General features: G+C 64.6%; 16 protein-coding genes. 7 read left to right on the forward strand and 9 right to left on the reverse strand.

Translation table 11 applies throughout. The annotated features are described in order from the left end of the window. Window positions 1–201: 201 nt before the first annotated feature. On the forward strand, window positions 202–1,278 hold the full coding sequence (locus SZ63_RS03665; RefSeq protein ID WP_048181376.1) for a YIP1 family protein: 1,077 nt from the start codon (window positions 202–204) through the stop codon (window positions 1,276–1,278). 352 nt (window positions 1,279–1,630) lie between these two features. Here the strand turns inward: SZ63_RS03665 and SZ63_RS03670 are convergent, their stop codons facing one another. Both SZ63_RS03670 and SZ63_RS03675 read right to left on the reverse strand, forming a co-directional pair. Then, complete coding sequence (locus SZ63_RS03670) at window positions 1,631–2,194, reverse strand: SRPBCC family protein (protein WP_082122636.1); 564 nt, start codon at window positions 2,192–2,194, stop codon at window positions 1,631–1,633. Window positions 2,195–2,353: 159 nt separating this feature from the next. Then, a complete protein-coding gene (locus tag SZ63_RS03675; RefSeq protein ID WP_241481231.1) occupies window positions 2,354–3,481 on the reverse strand; it encodes an acyltransferase in 1,128 nt (375 codons plus the stop codon). A gap of 122 nt (window positions 3,482–3,603) precedes the next feature. Here SZ63_RS03675 and SZ63_RS03680 point away from each other — a divergent pair, with 122 nt between their 5' ends. Both SZ63_RS03680 and SZ63_RS03685 read left to right on the forward strand, forming a co-directional pair. Then, window positions 3,604–4,053, forward strand: coding sequence for a PPC domain-containing DNA-binding protein (locus tag SZ63_RS03680; RefSeq protein WP_048181379.1), 450 nt, complete (start codon window positions 3,604–3,606; stop codon window positions 4,051–4,053). Further along, window positions 4,050–5,852 (forward strand): YgiQ family radical SAM protein, encoded by a 1,803-nt coding sequence (locus SZ63_RS03685; RefSeq protein ID WP_048181381.1) that lies wholly within the window; start codon window positions 4,050–4,052, stop codon window positions 5,850–5,852. The genes SZ63_RS03680 and SZ63_RS03685 overlap by 4 nt, the downstream gene beginning before the upstream one ends. A gap of 5 nt (window positions 5,853–5,857) precedes the next feature. On the opposite strand, the gene SZ63_RS12885 is transcribed toward SZ63_RS03685, so the two are convergent. From SZ63_RS12885 to SZ63_RS03695, 3 genes are all read right to left on the reverse strand, one after another. Then, window positions 5,858–6,133, reverse strand: coding sequence for a hypothetical protein (locus tag SZ63_RS12885; protein ID WP_156168351.1), 276 nt, complete (start codon window positions 6,131–6,133; stop codon window positions 5,858–5,860). 25 nt (window positions 6,134–6,158) lie between these two features. Then, on the reverse strand, window positions 6,159–6,455 hold the full coding sequence (locus SZ63_RS03690; protein WP_241481232.1) for an HNH endonuclease: 297 nt from the start codon (window positions 6,453–6,455) through the stop codon (window positions 6,159–6,161). A gap of 98 nt (window positions 6,456–6,553) precedes the next feature. Beyond that, complete coding sequence (locus SZ63_RS03695; RefSeq protein ID WP_048181384.1) at window positions 6,554–6,853, reverse strand: hypothetical protein; 300 nt, start codon at window positions 6,851–6,853, stop codon at window positions 6,554–6,556. Window positions 6,854–7,076: 223 nt separating this feature from the next. Here SZ63_RS03695 and SZ63_RS03700 point away from each other — a divergent pair, with 223 nt between their 5' ends. The 3 genes from SZ63_RS03700 to SZ63_RS03710 are packed head-to-tail and all read left to right on the forward strand — an operon-like array spanning window position 7,077 to window position 9,984. Beyond that, on the forward strand, window positions 7,077–7,766 hold the full coding sequence (locus SZ63_RS03700) for a TIGR00266 family protein (RefSeq protein ID WP_156168353.1): 690 nt from the start codon (window positions 7,077–7,079) through the stop codon (window positions 7,764–7,766). A 31-nt stretch (window positions 7,767–7,797) separates the two neighbouring features. Next, window positions 7,798–8,832: a DUF2117 domain-containing protein gene (locus tag SZ63_RS03705; RefSeq protein ID WP_048181390.1), complete on the forward strand. Its 1,035-nt coding sequence runs from the start codon at window positions 7,798–7,800 to the stop codon at window positions 8,830–8,832. Between the two features lie 3 nt (window positions 8,833–8,835). Then, the gene (locus SZ63_RS03710) at window positions 8,836–9,984 is read left to right on the forward strand and encodes an Nre family DNA repair protein (RefSeq protein ID WP_048181393.1); all 1,149 of its coding nucleotides are present in this window, start codon (window positions 8,836–8,838) and stop codon (window positions 9,982–9,984) included. A 125-nt stretch (window positions 9,985–10,109) separates the two neighbouring features. Here SZ63_RS03710 and SZ63_RS03715 read toward each other — a convergent pair whose 3' ends face one another. Both SZ63_RS03715 and SZ63_RS03720 read right to left on the reverse strand, forming a co-directional pair. Then, a complete protein-coding gene (locus tag SZ63_RS03715; protein WP_156168355.1) occupies window positions 10,110–10,457 on the reverse strand; it encodes a hypothetical protein in 348 nt (115 codons plus the stop codon). 205 nt (window positions 10,458–10,662) lie between these two features. After that, window positions 10,663–12,309, reverse strand: coding sequence for an ATP-dependent DNA ligase (locus SZ63_RS03720; RefSeq protein ID WP_048181399.1), 1,647 nt, complete (start codon window positions 12,307–12,309; stop codon window positions 10,663–10,665). Between the two features lie 104 nt (window positions 12,310–12,413). Between SZ63_RS03720 and SZ63_RS03725 the strand changes: the two genes are divergently transcribed. Continuing rightward, window positions 12,414–12,647 carry a hypothetical protein gene (locus SZ63_RS03725; protein WP_048181402.1) on the forward strand — a complete coding sequence of 78 codons (234 nt, stop codon included), beginning with the start codon at window positions 12,414–12,416 and terminating at the stop codon, window positions 12,645–12,647. A gap of 20 nt (window positions 12,648–12,667) precedes the next feature. On the opposite strand, the gene SZ63_RS03730 is transcribed toward SZ63_RS03725, so the two are convergent. Both SZ63_RS03730 and SZ63_RS03735 read right to left on the reverse strand, forming a co-directional pair. Continuing rightward, window positions 12,668–13,147 carry an SdrD B-like domain-containing protein gene (locus SZ63_RS03730; RefSeq protein WP_048183534.1) on the reverse strand — a complete coding sequence of 160 codons (480 nt, stop codon included), beginning with the start codon at window positions 13,145–13,147 and terminating at the stop codon, window positions 12,668–12,670. Between the two features lie 369 nt (window positions 13,148–13,516). Continuing rightward, on the reverse strand, window positions 13,517–16,135 hold the full coding sequence (locus SZ63_RS03735) for an MSCRAMM family adhesin SdrC (protein ID WP_241481233.1): 2,619 nt from the start codon (window positions 16,133–16,135) through the stop codon (window positions 13,517–13,519). Window positions 16,136–16,356: the final 221 nt, after the last annotated feature.

Below are 16,356 nucleotides of genomic sequence, written 5' to 3' on the forward strand. Positions count from 1 at the left end.
TCCGGAAGAGGCCGTCGATGAATCGGGAGATATTTCTCACGTTTTCATGCAGGTAATCGTACACTTCCCATGAGAGTGTGATGTGTAATCTCGGACTACTGCGTTTCTTTTCGCGGCAGGCGTCGGGGGATCGGGACCAGCGCCGTACGCATCTTCAGAAAAAATCGACAGACCTATTATACCGGTATCAAAGTAGAAAGCATGCCTTACTCGTTCACCCGGAAGATAACGGGCATCTTCTTCAGGACGACAGATACGTTCCGGGAGCTCGAAGAAGAGCATCTCGCACCCGCGCTCTTCCACTTCCTCAAACTCACGGCCCTCTTCTCCCTGCTGATGACCGCCACGCTCTACACCCTCCCCGGCATGCCGATTGCGACGAGGTGGTCGCTGGCCGCCCAGGCCCTCCGGCCCCAGGACTTCTTCGTGGTCCTGCTCGTCGCGACCGTCATGATGCCGCTCGCCATCGGCGTATGGCTCCATATATGGGTCTACATCTTCGGGGGACGGAGAGGGATCGGGCAGACCCTCAAGGCGGCGATGTACTCCTACACCCCGTTCTACATCATCGCCTGGATCCCGATCCTCGGGCTCTTAGGCGGAGCGGCCTCGACGCTCTATCCCCAGTACGTCGGGATCAGGGAACTCCACCACGTCTCGACGAAGAGAGCCGCCGGTGCCGTCTGCGCCGCAGCGTTCCTGCCTGTCGTTGCAGTCTTCGGGATTATCACCCTCCTGCTCGCTGCACCCGCCTCAATGGTCACCGCTCCCACGAGCGGGAACGGAACACTGGTTCTCCCCGACAGTCCGTACCTGCTCGAGCGTTCGGAACTCCCCGGGAACATCATCATCTATACCGCAAACGAGATCGAGAGCGGGCTCATCATGCGGAGAGCAAAAGACTACGGCTGCTTGAAGGAGTACTCGATGATGTACGCAACGGAGAAACCGTCTCCTCCGACCACGAGGAATATCCGGCACTTCGTCATGATCTTCCCCCCGGGCAACGCAGCAAAGATGGTGCAGGCCGACGAGAACTACTACCGGGGGCTGGTGCCGCCGCGAAACGCCGAAGAGCTGCCGGCGCCCGACATCGGCGACCGCTGCATCAGCTACAGGACACCGGGCACGGGTTCGGGATCGGGCGAGGCATACGAGAGTTACTGCATCATATTCACGAAAGGCGATGTCTACGAGAGGTTCTTCACCTACGGACCATCCCCTGATTACGAACTCTTAAAGGACCTTGCCGAACGTGCCGCGGCAAAGATCCCCTAACACTCGAAGCCGCACCTGGCGATTTGCAACCTGTATGAGCACTAAAACAGTACGTTCGATCTTCGGGAGACGCACGCGGCCTCGGACGGGGAGGGGGTTCTCCCCCTTCAAAGCCTAACGGCTTCTCATGCTCTGTTCCGTCGGAACATCGCACCTCGCACCTAGCGGTGCTCGAGCTCGCTTCGCCCCCCTCGAAATTCGTCACGTTTCTCAAACTCCCGTCCGAAACCCATTGGGTTTCTCAAGCTCCGGCCCAGCGGGCCATCGCATCCTACGGACAGTCGTTCTCCGGAGCATCGCACCTCGCACCTAGCGGTGCTCAGGCTCGCTTCGCTCGCACTCCCCGACGACCCTACTTCTGCAGCCGTTCCAGGAGTTCATCCAGGCGGGAGAAGGTGTCCTTCATGCCTTCCTCCATATCGGACTCCATCATCCCGTCGCGGTCCTCTACCGAGAGAAAGACCGACTGACCGGTGAATTTCGTCCGGTTGCCGGGCAGTTCCTCGAACTTCGCCACATCCAGGACGGCGTGGCCGGACTCCGGGAGCCCCTCGAACTCGAAGGTCTGGATGATCCGCTCGGGAGGAGTCAGATCGTGATTCACCCCGTGGAACCCGTACTCGTTCCCCTCCTCGTCCGTCTGAACATACCGCCAGCTGCCCCCGTTCCGCGACTCGAACGTCTCTATCCTCGTAGAAAGACCCCGCGGGCCGATCCACTGCCTGAAGAGTTCCGGATCGGTGTAGGCCCGAAAGACCAGTTCTCGCGGGGCGTCGAACTCCCGGACGACGAAAACCTCCTGCTTTCCCGGTTCTGCAGTGATCCGGATAGGATTCCTCTCCCTGTGAGTCTGTCCACCCTCGATCGTGCCGCGGCCGGCGGCCTGCTCTTCGCTCTTCTGGAGTTCCTGTGCCATTCTGCCCATCTCCTTTCGCATCCCCGGGGGTCCTCATCTTTTTATAGATTATCGGCCGTGCTGCAGAACGCCACCGTGAGCGGCCGCGAACGATCGGGGCCTCCTCCAGGGGCGAGATCGTGCGGCGAACCCGACGGTGTCGGATTTAAGGCACACTCTTCACTGCAGCGGCCTCCGCCGCACCCGCGACCCCCCGAGCAGCCACCCGGCATACGGGACGCCGGAGAGGACCCGCACCACCGTATAACTCGCGAGCACCGCCGCCGCAAAGACCGCCGGGTAGGTCTCCCAGTCCGCCCACGAAAGCCCCGTGAGGGAGGCCCAGAGACCCGCAACGGCCGCGATGAACAGGGGGTGGACGAGGTATATCCCATAGGAGTGCTCCCCGAAGGACCGGAGGGCACCTGCAGGACGGCCCCCTCTCTCCTCCAGCCGCCAGGCCGCGAGGACGAGCGCGGCGATGGCGGGGACGTAGTAGAACGGCTCCAGGATCCGATAGATGCAGAAGACCGCGAGAGTCGCGCCGGAGATACTCCCGTAGCGGAGCACGGCCGACGCCCACATGCTGCCGATGAGGAGGGCGCCCGCACCGGCCGCGGTGATGACCCACGCCGCCGGGAGAGAGCGGAGCGCCGAGCCGCAGCGCTCCGTATGTCGGGCGGCGTGGATCCCGAGGACGAAGTAGAGGAGGTGCGACGGAAAGAGGCGGATCAGCACCGTGTACCACTCGGTGCCCGCGAACGCTCCTGCAAGGTGGGCGCCCGCGTTCCAGAGAATCTGGACGAAGAGGAGGGCGAGGAGGAGAAAGAGCGCCGCCCCGCCCCGGTCGAACCGGTCGTAGCCTCTCGCGATCAGCGGGAAGACGAGGTAGAGCTGGATGATCAGCACGAAGAACCAGAGGTGGTAGGCGGCGGTCCCGAGGAGGAGGGCCTCCACCACCCTCCCGGGCGCAGGCACGCCGGCGAACCCGATCGTCCCCTCGACCGTCACCATGAGGTAGAGCGCGGTGAAGAAGAGGTAGGGAAGGAGGATCGTCTTCGCCCGGCGCCGGTAGAACTCCCAAAGCGAGTAATCGCCGAAATACCGTGCCGCGAGCACCCAGCCGGATATAAAGACGAAGACCGGCACCGCGAAGTGAGCGGCGACGTAGACGAAGACGTTGACGAGGGCGAGCAGGTTCACTTCGGGGATCCGGTTGAAGTTCATCGAGACGTGGACGGCGATCACGGCAAGGGCGGCAAACCCCCGCAGATACTCGACCTCCCGGAACCAGACCACCGCAGCCACACCTCTCTCTATCGCCCGCAGGACACTGGATCATTGCAGGCCGGGTATATAACTGCCCGCACATGCAGGCGGGTCAAGCACTAATAATACCCGGAGGTACCATCTATCAGGAGAGTGAGTCCATGCAGTACTCGGAAGGGCAGGTCGGCAGGATCTTTACCGTCCGGATAGACGACGGAGAAGACTTTCTCCGCGAGATCCAGCGGTTTGTCACGGCAATGAACATCAGGTGCGGCACGATCCAGTTCCTCGGCGCCGTCCGGTCGGCGAAGATCGTGACGGGGCCGAAAGAGCCGGTCATCCCGCCGTCCCCTCGGGGCGAAGAGATATTCGGGGGCTGGGAACTCCTCGGGTTCGCGACCATCTACCCGGGAGAGGACGGGCCGTCCATCCACCTTCACGCGGCGGCGGGGAAGGGGATACGATCGCTCGCCGGGTGCCTCCGGGAGAAGGCGGAGGTTTACCTGGTGATCGAAGCGATCGTCACGGAGTTCGTCGGTATCGTCGCAAAACGGCTCCCCGACGAGAAGACCGGCGTCAACCTCCCGGTCTTCGACCGGATGCTCCCATGACCGGCCAGCCGGAATACCTCCCCATGACGGTTGCGGAGGCGGAGCGTCTCGGCATCGACCGGTTCGATATCGTCCTCGTCACCGGCGACGCCTACGTCGACCACCCCTCCTTCGGAACCGCACTCCTTGGCCGGGTGCTCTGGAACGCCGGGTACTCCGTCGCCGTCATCGCCCAGCCCGACTGGCGAAGCGACGCCGACTTCCGGCGGCTCGGCGAGCCGCGGCTCTTCTTCTCGGTCTCGGCCGGAAACGTCGACTCACTGGTGAACGCCTTCACGCCTAACCTGAAGCGGCGGCGAACGGATGTCTACTCGCCGGGGGGAAGACTTCTGCGGCCCGACCGGGCAACCCTGGTCTACACCGACCGCATCCACGCCATCTTCCCGAAGACGCCCATCGTCATCGGCGGGATCGAGACGAGCCTCCGGCGGTTCGCCCACTACGACTACTGGTCCGACTCCGTCCGGCAGGCCATCCTCGCCGACGCGCCGACCGACATCCTCGTCTTCGGGATGGGCGAACGCCAGGTGGTCGCAATCGCCGACCGTCTCGCCGCCGGAGAGGCCGCAAGAGACCTCACCGGGATCCCCGGCACCGCCTACCGTGTCGAGAAGAAGGCCTGGCGGGGCATGGACCAGTCCGGATACGTCGTCATCCCCGGCTACCCTGAGGTGAAAGAGGACCGGTATGCTTACGCAAAGGCGTTTGCGATGCATTATGCCGAGCAGGACCCTCTCCGGGGCAGGCCCGTGGCCCAGCCGCACCCGAAGACCGTCGTCGTCCAGAACCCGCCGGCGCTGCCGCTCTCGGGCGACGAACTCGACCGGGTCTACGAACTCCCCTACACGCGGAGAGCCCACCCCTCCTACACCGAGCCCATCCCCGCCCTCGAACCGGTCAGGTTCTCGGTCGTCACCCACCGGGGGTGTTTCGGCGCCTGCTCGTTCTGCGCCCTCACCCACCACCAGGGCCGGATCATCCAGAGCCGGAGCGCGGACTCGATCGTCCGGGAGGTGGAGCGGATGGCGAAGATGCCGGAGTTCGCCGGGGTTGTCCAGGACGTCGGGGGGCCGACGGCGAACATGTACGGTATCCGTTGCGGCCGGTGGGAGAGCGACGGCACCTGCCCCGACCGCCGCTGCATCGACTGCCCCGCGCTCGACCGCAGCCACGAGGAGCAGCTCCGCCTGCTCCGACGGCTTTCGGAGATCCCGGGGGTGAAACGGGTCTTCATCGCCTCGGGCATCCGCTACGACCTGATCCCGGAGGACCAGGAGTACCTGGCGGAAGTCTGCGCCCACCACGTCTCCGGGCACCTCAAAGTCGCTCCCGAACACGTCTCAGAACACGTCTGTGCCTGCATGGGGAAACCTCTCCGCGAGGTCTTCGACGCCTTCCGCGAACGGTTCGAGGCTCTCCAGGAAGGGAGGCAGAAGAGGCAGTACCTCGTCCCCTATCTCATGTCCGGCCATCCGGGGTGCCGGATCGAGGATATGGTCGAACTTGCCGAGTACGTCAGGGACACCGGTCTCTACACCGAGCAGGTTCAGGACTTCACGCCGACCCCGATGAGCATCTCGACGACCATCTACCACACCGGGCTTAACCCCTTCAGCCTCGAAGATGTCTACGTTCCGAAAGGGCGGGAGAAACGGGTCCAGCGGGCGCTCATGCACTACCGCGATCCGGAGAACTACGGGATCGTCTGCGAAGGGCTCTGCGCCGCCGGGCGGGAAGACCTCATCGGCAACGCATGGAAATGCCTCGTCCCGGCGAAACGAAAGAGAAGGAAGAAGTAAGGCTATCAGCGCAGGATCGAACTGGCGGCAAACCCGGCAGCCATCGCGAGCGCCCGGCTCGGGATCCGGGGGATCAGTATGGTCGTCACCGCGAGCGTGACCGCGAAGTTGGCTGCAGTCCCGGGGGTGACGGCGGCATCGAGCATCCGCATCGTACAGGAGCGCCATTCATGGGGAGGAGGCGAAGAGGGGGGCGCGACCCGCCCCGCAAGGTCGCTCGCCGTCCGCATGGCCGTCGACCGCCACCCGGCCGTCCGCGATACACCCCGTCTGCAGGTCATGATAACCAGAGATGGGGGCCAGAGATTACTTATTCCTATGGGCGACCGGGTCGGCAAACAGTTCCCGGATCCGGTGCATGTGATTCCGGTGGCAGGAGGGGCAGAGGGCTTCAAGGTTCCCGAGCGTATGAGAGCCGCCGCAGATCGCCGGTCGCCGGAGGTCGAAGTACGTCGACCCGGCGTCGAGCGCGGCGCTGCACCCGGCGCACCGGTTGTCCTGCCGCTCAAGAACGGCCCGGACGGCCTCGTGCGTAAGATACGCGTCCCCGATAGGCGCATCGTCGGGGTAGGTCGCGGTCCGGATCCCTCGCTCAGACGTCACGCGGAGAAATTATTTTTCCAGATGATAAGCTTTACGATAAGGCGATGGGTTATAACGCCCGGGAGGAGAGATTCCTGCAATTCCCGGCCGACCGGAGTTCAGGTGGATGGTTCGCCCCGTTCGGCGGTCTCGTTCACCAGATTCATCCCCGACTCCGCCAGATCCATCAGGCGTTCGAGATACCCGGCTCCTGCTTCAAGCCACCCGAGCACGTCGCGGGCGAGCGAGATCAGATCGCCGCCGATCTGCACCAGCTTCTCGACAAATTCCCGGACCGATTCGACCACGTCGAGCACGCGTTCCGGTGCGTCGCTCTCGGGCAGCGAGACCCTGACCGTCTCCGCACCTCCCGCCGCTACCACGGCAAAGAGAAGCAGGATGGTAGCGAACGGCCTCATGCCGCCACCTCATCGGCCGTGAACACCGATTTCTCGTGACCTGCCGGGACGCCGACGGAGCGTCCGCACGGGATGAAGCGGATGCCGGACGATCCGTTCCTCATACAGATCGTTACGCTACCGATTTTTATTAAGCCATCCGCTCCGGGGTTGGAAAAGAGCCGTCGTCACCCGCAAGACAAAAAGAAAAGACCAATTACCCAACATGGACGACAATTCTAGCATGCAGTCCGAGATTACCGGAGACAACCTGCAGATGGTGACCCTCCGCCTCGCCCCCGGCGAGAGCGCCTGTGCCGAGGCCGGCGCCATGGTCAACATGAGCGGGAACATGCAGATGACCACCAACATGAAGGGCGGGCTCTTCAAGGGACTCAAACGGATGGTGACGGGCGAGGGACTCTTCATGACGGAGTTCACCCCGCAGGGCGGGGACGGCTTCGTCTCGTTTGCCGGGAACGTCCCGGGAAAGATCTTCACCCTCGACCTTGACGGGAACGATTTTATCGCCCAGAAGGACGCGTTCCTCTGCTCGGAACAGGGCATCGACCTCGACATCGCGTTCACGAAGAGGCTCCGGTCGGGCGCGTTCGGCGGCGAGGGGTTCATCCTCCAGCGACTCTCCGGCAGCGGGAAGGCGTTCCTCCACTGCTGCGGCGACATCATGGAGATGACGCTTGCGCCGGGCGAGGTGGTCAAGGTCGAGACGGGGCTCGTCGTCGGGTTCGAGAGCACCGTCGACTACAGTATTCAGCTCGCCGGCGGCGTGAAGACCGTATTCTTCGGCGGCGAAGGGCTCTTCCTGACCACGCTGACCGGGCCGGGCCGGGTCGTCCTGCAGTCGATGGATATCGCGAAACTCGCCTCCTCCCTGATACCCTACCTCCCCATCCAGAACTCGTCGGGACGGTAACCTGATAGTCCGCGAAACCCAAGTTTACGGCATGAACCCGCCGACGGCCGACCTCGTCATGGTGGTCCACGGCCCCGAGGCCTTCGATGCCGGCGACGTCGGGCGGTTGATCGGGCTCCTCTCCCCCCGGCGGGTGCTGGTCGCAGGGGTGATGGCCCGCACGGCCGCCGAGGAGTCCGGGCTGTCGGTCGTCTGCACGGACGAGCGGCCGAGCAGGGTGCTTGCCGCGCTCTCCGGGCGGGCGTGCCTGGTCAACCGGGGAAAGACCCCGGAGTCCGGGAAGATATTCGGTGAGATCGTCGCCGGCAGGCTCGGAGGGCTCGTCCACGTCGAGACCTCGAGCGGCACCGTCTACTGCTGGAACCGCGGGGACGGCACCCTCACGGAGGAGATTGCACGGCTGACCGGTTACGGCCTCGTCCATGCGGAGAGCGAAGGCGCCCGGCGGAAAGGCGTCCGGGAGATCCGCGGGTGCCTGCCGGGGGAGGCGGTCTTCGTGAACGGGATCGTCATCGGGACCGCGACGGCGGAGACGGTCGTCCTCGCGAGCGAGAACGGAACCCTCCGGGCCGTCTCGGGGCTCGACCCGAAACCGCACGGATTTGAGAAACTCCTCCGGGCGGGTCTTCCCGAGATCCGGAAAGCCTGGTGCAAGAGCGGGGCGGTACGCTCGGCCCCGCCGCGGCAGGGCGAGCGCCCTTCCCGCGGGGGCCGGATCGCGGTCATCGACCACTGCGGCCACACCCTCTACCGCGAGATCGGGGAGAAGGTCTGCGGGATCCTTTCCGTCGGCGACGATACCACCGCCGTCTGCGGCCATATCTGCTCGCATTCCGGCATCCCCGTCTTCGGCGTGGTCGACGGGGACGCCGACGCCATCGTTAAGCCCGGGTACGCCCCGGGATCGGTGGTGGTCGAGGTCCTGGACGGCCGGGACGACGACGTCGGGCAGGAACTTGCGGCCGTCCGGGGCCTTGAGGCAGACTCGTGGGAGGATTGGGTCCAGGAGACGCTCCGCGTCCTCGGGGAGAGGGTCCGGATCGTCCTCGATCTTCGCGGAGGATAACGCATGCGATGCGCCGAGTGTAAGGGAAAAGGGCTCTGCGGACTTGAGCGCTGCCCGATCATGAGCAGGTTCTACGCCCAGCTCCCGGTCCGGCAGAGCGACCGCTACCAGGGCTCCGCACCGTCGGTCTTTGTGGGGAGTTACGGCTACCCGAAGGTCGCGGGCGGCCCGCTGATGATCGACGACGCCGACCACCCGCCGGACTGGGTAGCGAGAGGGCTTGCAATCGACGACATCGTGGGGTTGCGGGCCCGGACGATACGCGGCGCCGGCGAGGCGAAAGGGCTTGCCGGGAGCATCCAGGAGATCGCGCTCTCGAGCCTGCCGCTCGATGTCGAAGTGCGCTTTACGAAACCGGTTTCCTTCGATCTCCGGTTCGACGGGACGATCGCCCCGGTCGGGCTCACCGGCGCCATCCGGAAGATGGACGTCCTCGGGAACGCCCGGGTTGACCGGGCAGTCGACCGGGCGACGTCGGACACCGATCTCTCCGCGACCGATGCCTGCGAGGTGCTCACCGCCTCCGGCACCGACGTCTACCGGATCACCCAGCTCCTCACCGCAGGGCTCCTCGGGAGCGAGAAGAAGCGGCACGTCGTCCCCACCCGGTGGGCGATCACGGCGGTCGACGACACGGTCTCAAAGCAGCTCAAGAAGAAGATCGCCCGCTATCCGGCGCTCTCCGGGATAGAGGTCTTTTCCGCCTCGCTCTACGGCAACCACATCGTCTGCGTCCTTGTCCCCGGCGACTGGAAGTTCGAGATGATCGAGATCTGGGGGAGACAGTCGCTCTGGGGCGGTGGGAGCGAGACGATTGCCGTGGACGGTGAAGGGCTCACCAAATCCGGTTACTCCCCGCTCGCGGGAGCCTACTACTCGGCGCGCCTCGCGGTCGCGGAGTACCTGGAGAGCGTGCGCCGCTCGGCAAGGGTGCTCGTGCTGCGAAACGTCACCGGCGAGTACTGGGCGCCGCTCGGCACCTGGGTGGTCCGGGAGGCGACGCGGAACGCCATGCGGGGCGCGAAAACCCCGTGCGCCGATCTCCGGCAGGCGATCGACCTCGCATCCCGGCTGATCGGGTTTAACCACTGGCAGCCCCACAGCAGGCTCATCCCGGAACTCACGACGCAGAAGACGCTGTTTGATTTTTAGCACATTAAAGAGTATTATTCAACGGAGAAAACTCCAGATAGGGGTTAATCTGCGCGACTATGGACGAGAACATCTCGGAAATTATGTCTCAGGTTCCGCATCGATGGTAGCGGAACCAGGAGTAATCACTCCAGCCCCCGAATGAATCCTAATCCTCGCAAGTGGATCATGTATCCAATAAGGAGCCCCACGCCTGCCAAGACGAACCCAGCTTCCAAGTTCGCAAACCCTGCCGTCCCGATGAACCAGCCGAGATAACCCCAGATCGCAGTGAAGATAAATGCCGCCAAGATTGTGACTATAGGATATTTCCATATCAGGACCAGGCCGATCAGGGTGGCTGATCCCAGAAGTATTGAGTGGAAATACCACCCCATGAAAATGGCCAGCGCAATCAATTCTACGCCGACAATTCCGGAAACTTGGGCATTCTTAGAAACATGCGATAAGCCCGACCGGATATCCCCTCGCATATTGTTAGGTAGAGGAATAGGAAAATAAACTTACCTAAATGCGCCGATAGTGTCCAGAATAATCTGGATGAGGTTGTAGATCGGAAGGATCATGTAGCCGGTTAACTCACGCAAAGCCGCGAAGAACGCGAAGAATGGTAGATGGGTGTGTAATGCTCCTTCATGGCTTTGCATGGGCTGATGGTGAAGGGAAAGGTGATATATTCTATAGTGATCCCTGTCCGTTCTTCTGCCGGCCGTAGCGCTCGACGAGCGCTTCAAGGGTCTCGGCCTCGTCCACGCTCTTGTCCTCGCGCACCCGGACGAAACGCGGGAACCGGAGCGCGTAGCCGCTCCCGTAGTTAGGGCTCGTCTGGATCTCGGAGTAGCCCACCTCGAAGACCACCTCCGGCTCGAGGGTGACTTCCTTTCCGGAGCGGGCGATGACTTTGTCCTTGAAGAGGGCGTAGAGTTCGGCCAGCACCTCGTCCGTGATCCCGGTCGCAACCTTACCGACGGTGAGGAGCCGGCCCTGGTCCTGCACCGCGAGCAGGAACGAGCCGAACGTCCCGGCCCTCCGGCCCTCGCCCCACTCCGCCCCGACGACCACGAGGTCGAGCGTCTCGACGCCGGGTTTGACCTTCACCCAGAGGCGGCCCCGGACGCCGGGGGTGTAGGGCGAGCCGGGGACCTTCACCATCACGCCCTCGTGCCCGAGGTCGAGGGCTTCGGCGTAGATCGCCTCCGCCGCGGCCGCGTCGGTCGCGAGGAACTGCGGAGCGACGTGTGCACGGAGCACCGTATCGAGGGCTTTGCGCCGCTCTGCAAGGGGGCGATCCATCAGCGTCTCGCCGTCCAGGTAGAGGATATCGAAGACCCTCGGGACGAGTTCGATCTTCTCCATCATCGAGTCGATCTCGTGCTTGCGCCGGAACCGCCGGATGACGTACTGGAACGGCATGGGCTTCCCGTCGCGGACGGCGACCGCCTCCCCGTCCAGGATGACGTCGCGGTCGGTGGCCTCCAGGAGGAGCCGTGCGATGTCGGGGAGGCTCGCCGTGACGTCCTCCAGTTTCCGCGAGTAGATCCGGCAGACGCCGCCCACCTTGTGGAACTGGAATCGGCTCCCGTCGTACTTGTACTCGACCGCCACCTCGCCGTGATCCTCAACCTGGGCGGCGATGGTGCCCGCCTGCGCGAGCATCATCTTCACCGGCCGGAACGGTTCGATCGTCACGCGGGAGAGCGCGCCGGGGTCGCGCCGGGCAAGGAGGGCGACTTCCCCGAGATCGTTCATCGCCTGGTGGGCATGCTCGACCAGGCGGACGTCGACCTCGAACGCCTTCGCGACGGCGTCGCGGATGTTCCCCTCGCCCATCCCTATCCGGAGCTCCTCGAGCATCAATCGCGCGAGGTAGCGACCCTCGAGCGGGCGGGCGTTCCCAAAGAGCCCCTGCGCCACGCGGAGTTTCTCCCGCTGCGACCGCTGCCCCTCGGCGGCCGCCATCCGCTCGAACTCCCGGTAGACGTCGAGGAGGCCGAGTTCCTGGATGAAGAACGACGTCTGCTCCTTCTTTGCAAGGAGCCCCTCGACGGCAAGGCCCACGTCGCCGGTCGTGTTGATCGCCTCGCGGACGGTCTCCCGCTTCGTCCCGACGACGTAGGCCACGGCATCGTAGAGGAGGTTCGGGCCCACGCCGAGTTTTTTGGTGCTCCAGTCGGGAAAGACCCTGCCCATGATGAACCGGACGAAGATGGGGAGCTCCTCGTCGTCGAGCCGGGGAAGAACGGCGGCGGCCTGCTCGATCATATCGAGGCGTCCCGGGATTCCTTCGAGGTGCTCGCAGACGCGGGCGAACTCCAGAAACTGCATACCCATAATCTCCTGAAGTATTACCCGGCGTGGTCAATCAACCCTTCTGTTCTGCCGCGGCCGGTTCGGCACGATTGATGTGGGAGCACCGCCCACCTCTATCCATGAACCAGGACGAAGAAATCAAAGAGATGCTCCGCGACCTCCTCTGGCTCAACGCCCTGATAGCCACGGAGCTCATCCAGATCACCGAGAACACCTCCCAGATCCTCCGGAAGGCGGCTCCGCCGGAGTCCTGCATCGTGGAGCACGCGGCTCTCCGGAAGACGGCGCTCGAGATCGCGGACCGCTACAGGCCCGGCACGATGCTCCGGAAACACGTCGCGGAGCACCAGTAAAAAAAATGGCGCGATCGCCGTCAGGCTTCGATCGGCACCAGACCGGCATCCCTGACGACGAGGTCCGTCATCTGAACCGCCTCTTCCATCAGGTCGATCCCGGTGGTCGTGCCGTTCGCCGCATCGACGGTGCTCGCCGTCTCCCCGGGAGCCCCCATGCCGGGGACCGTGAAGCCGTAGCCCTCCGGCAGGACTACCTCGACGGTGTAGTTCCCCGGCAGGACGCCGCTGAAGATGTAGAGCCCTTCGCAGGCGTGGGCGAACGTCTCCGCCGTTGCAACCCGCTCCCCCGCGGCGTCGAGGAGGTGGACGGCGACGCCGCTCATGCCCCACTCGCCGGGACCCTGGACGCCGTTCGCGTCGGCGTCCAGAAAGATTGTTCCTCCGATCGTGCCGACGGTCTTCTCATATTCCGGCCCCGCCGGGGCTGCGGCGCTTGCGATCGAACCGAAGACGAACGCTGATACGATGACTGCTGCAAGAACGCTGATGAATTTCACTCGGTTCACCTCTTCTGCCCGGACGCCGTGACAGACGCTCCGGGCGTGTAACCCCGGCGATAAGGCCGCGATGCTTTTTCATATCATCTTTCGGCGGCCCGTGGGATCGGGATTTTTTCCGATCCGGTACCGGCCAGGGGGTTCGACTCACAATAGGCATTATAATATATTAATATTTTTATTGATCTCGGAGACATACCCTGGAAGCCCCGGGGGTTCGTTCGAACGATCCGTGCAAATTCCGCCACGAAAACAAAAAATATCCCGGCCTCCGCAACCTGGCGGATCGGGAGCAGGGATCCGTGACAATCGGAGAACCACAGAAGGAACGCACACTTCCTGTGCCGGACGCCGCCTTATCCATTCCGATCAATCGTCTTCGTCCCGGCCGTCGTCACCCCGGCCGCTCTCCGTCATCGCGTCCGGCTTTTTTCGGTCATCGTCGTCGTTCTTCACCGCCTCCCGGTCATCTTCGTCCTTTACCTCATTCCGGTCGTCGTTGCCGTCGTCTCTCACCTCATTCCGGTCGTCGCCGCTCTCCCGCACGGGTTCCCGTTCGCCGGCGGCATCGCCGTCATCGACGGTCTCGTTCCCCGGAACCTCCGGGCCATCGGTCACGCCCGGCCCGCCCTGCTCATCGTCCTCCTGCTCATCGTCCGTTCCGCCCCCGGCGGAGGCCTCATTCTCCGGCTCGCCGGGCGGAGTGGCCGGAGACGGGGCGAGGGAGAGGAACAGCCCCGCATCCCTGACGACCGCTTCCCCTCCGCCGACCGCAAACGGGCCGGTCGCCCCGGTCGAGGGGTCGGCGTGGCTGTCCGGGCCGGGACTCGTGAAGGCATAGCCGTCCGGCGCGGTGAACGCGACGGAGTACTCCCCGGGCGGAAGCGGGCCGAAGAGATACATGGAGAAGTGACTGTCATGGTGTCTGGTCCGGGTCGATGCCGCCACGTTCCCGTCCGCGTCCAGGAGGCGGACCCCGACGTCCGTCAGGCCGTAGGCCTCGTCCCGGACTCCGTCCCGGTCACCGTCGCTCCAGACCGTCCCGAGCACCCACCCGTAGGCCGCCGCCGGGGTCCCGGGCAGGAGATTCCCGACGAGTCCCGCATTCAGGGTCTGCCGGTCGACCCCGCCTTCGGCGAATATCACGTCCGTGTCGAGAGGGGCGGCGTGGTTGTCCAGGCCCGGGACGGTGCAGGAATACCCGTCCGGGAGAACGAACTCAACACCGGCATAGCCGACGGAGGGGATGGGTCCGAACCGGTATGACCCGTCCGGGCCGGTGGCGGTATAGTCGAGCATGGTTCGCTGGCCGATCAGCCGCACGCTGATCTCGGGGATACCCGGCTCGCCGGGATCGCGGGCGCCGTCGCCGTTCAGGTCGAACCAGACCGTCCCCGAGAGCGATTCGTTTCCGGCGCCGCCGGTCTGGTTATTATCGTCGTCATTGTCATCGTCGTCGTCGTCATCGTTGCCGGCCGGCGTCACGGTCGGGGACGGCGCGGCCGTCACCGTCGGCGTGGCTGTGGGCGCCGTCGTCCCGGTGGGCCCGGGTGTCGTGACCCCCGTCGGAGCCCCGGTAGGGGACGGCGGTGCGGTCCCCGTCGGAACCGCCGTCGCTCCACCCTGGCCCGTCGAAACCGGTGACGGGGCGGCCGTCACCGTTGCGGCCGGCACCGGTGGTTTCTGGGAAATTATCGGGGCTTTCTGGGGTTTGGCAGGTGCCGCCGTGGGCGCGGGCGTCGGGGTAGCAGTCGGTGTCGGTGTCGGCGTGGGCTCCGGCCCCAGTTTCACCACCCAGGCATCCATGTTCGCCGCCCCTCCGCTCTCCGTGGCGTTGAACGTCCCTGCAAAGACGAACTCACCCGGTGCGGACTCGATGAGCGAGGCGGCCGCATCACCGGGGTTTACACCGCCGAACGTCCTGCTCCACGCCACCGCTCCGTCGGCGTCGGTCGCGACCAGCCAGGCGTCGGTATCGGCCACCCCGGGGTAAGCCGTCTCCCCGGCAAAGAGGTAGCCGCCGTCCGAGACCTCGACGGCGGCCGCCGCCGTCTCGTTCACGCCGAAGTCGCCGTAGATCCAGTTCCAGAGGATATCCCCATCAGGCGTGAGTTTGATGAGGAGGGCGTCGGTATCGGCCGTCGTGTTGTCGGGCCGTTCCGTAAACGTGCCGGCGACGAGCAGGTTGCCGTCGGAGGTGTTGATCACCGCCCGGCCGGCATCGTCGTCGGGGCTGCCGAACGTCCGGTTCCAGACCTCCGTACCCGACCCGTTCAGCCGGGCCACCCAGACGTCGGCCATGCCCGCTCCCGAAGACCCGGTGGTGCCGGCAACGACGAAGTCCCCGCCGGGGATCCGGGTGACGGCGTTCGCGGCATTCTCCCCGGCTCCACCGAACGTCCGGTTCCAGACCTCCGTACCCGTCTCGTTCACCCTGACCACCCAGGCCGAGGACTCGTTCCCCTCCCGCAGTGCGGTTGAGCCGACGAAGACGTAGCCACCGTCTTCGGCCTCGACAACCGCGTTTGCCGAGGCGTTGACGTTCGGGCCGCCGTAGGTCCGGTTCCAGGCCTCGCCGCCGGAAGGGTCCATCATCACGAGCCAGGCATCGGTGTCGGCCTCCGTCCCGTTCGTGACGAGGGTGAGGTTCCCGGCGAGAAGGAGGTTGCCCCCACTGGTCCGGATGATGGAGTGCGCAGCGTCGCCCTCCTCCCCGCCATACGTTCTGTTCCACTCCTCGCCGCCGTCCGGCACGAGCCGGATCACCCAGGCGTCCGTCTTTGCGCCGGGCGACGCCGTCTCCCCGGCAAGGACGAATCCGGTTCCGCCGGGGTCGGGGACGACTGCGTGTGCCGCGTCGTAAGCATCGGGTCCTCCGTACGTCCGGTTCCAGATAACTGCAGGATCCCCTGCCTGTGCTCCCGCGGCCGTAACGAGCGCGAGTGCCGACAGTAGAACGATCCAGAAACAGGTGCCGCGTCGCATCATGTACCTCTCCTCGTCTCCACCCCGGGAACAGGCCTGCGTTCCGTGCCGGAGACAACCCGACATGGTTCGTTCGTCGAAAGCCGGGCATCCGGCAGAGCCTTCGGATCTCACGCCGCCGCGGGGCCTGCACTTCAATAGCCCAATTATTATAATAATCTTATTCCAAAATACGGCCGGATGCTCCCGGGCACCCGGTCCGGAGCATGACCACGCTCCACAAC

The sequence above is a fragment of the Methanoculleus sediminis genome (assembly GCF_001017125.1).
GTDB classification, from domain to species: domain Archaea; phylum Halobacteriota; class Methanomicrobia; order Methanomicrobiales; family Methanoculleaceae; genus Methanoculleus; species Methanoculleus sediminis.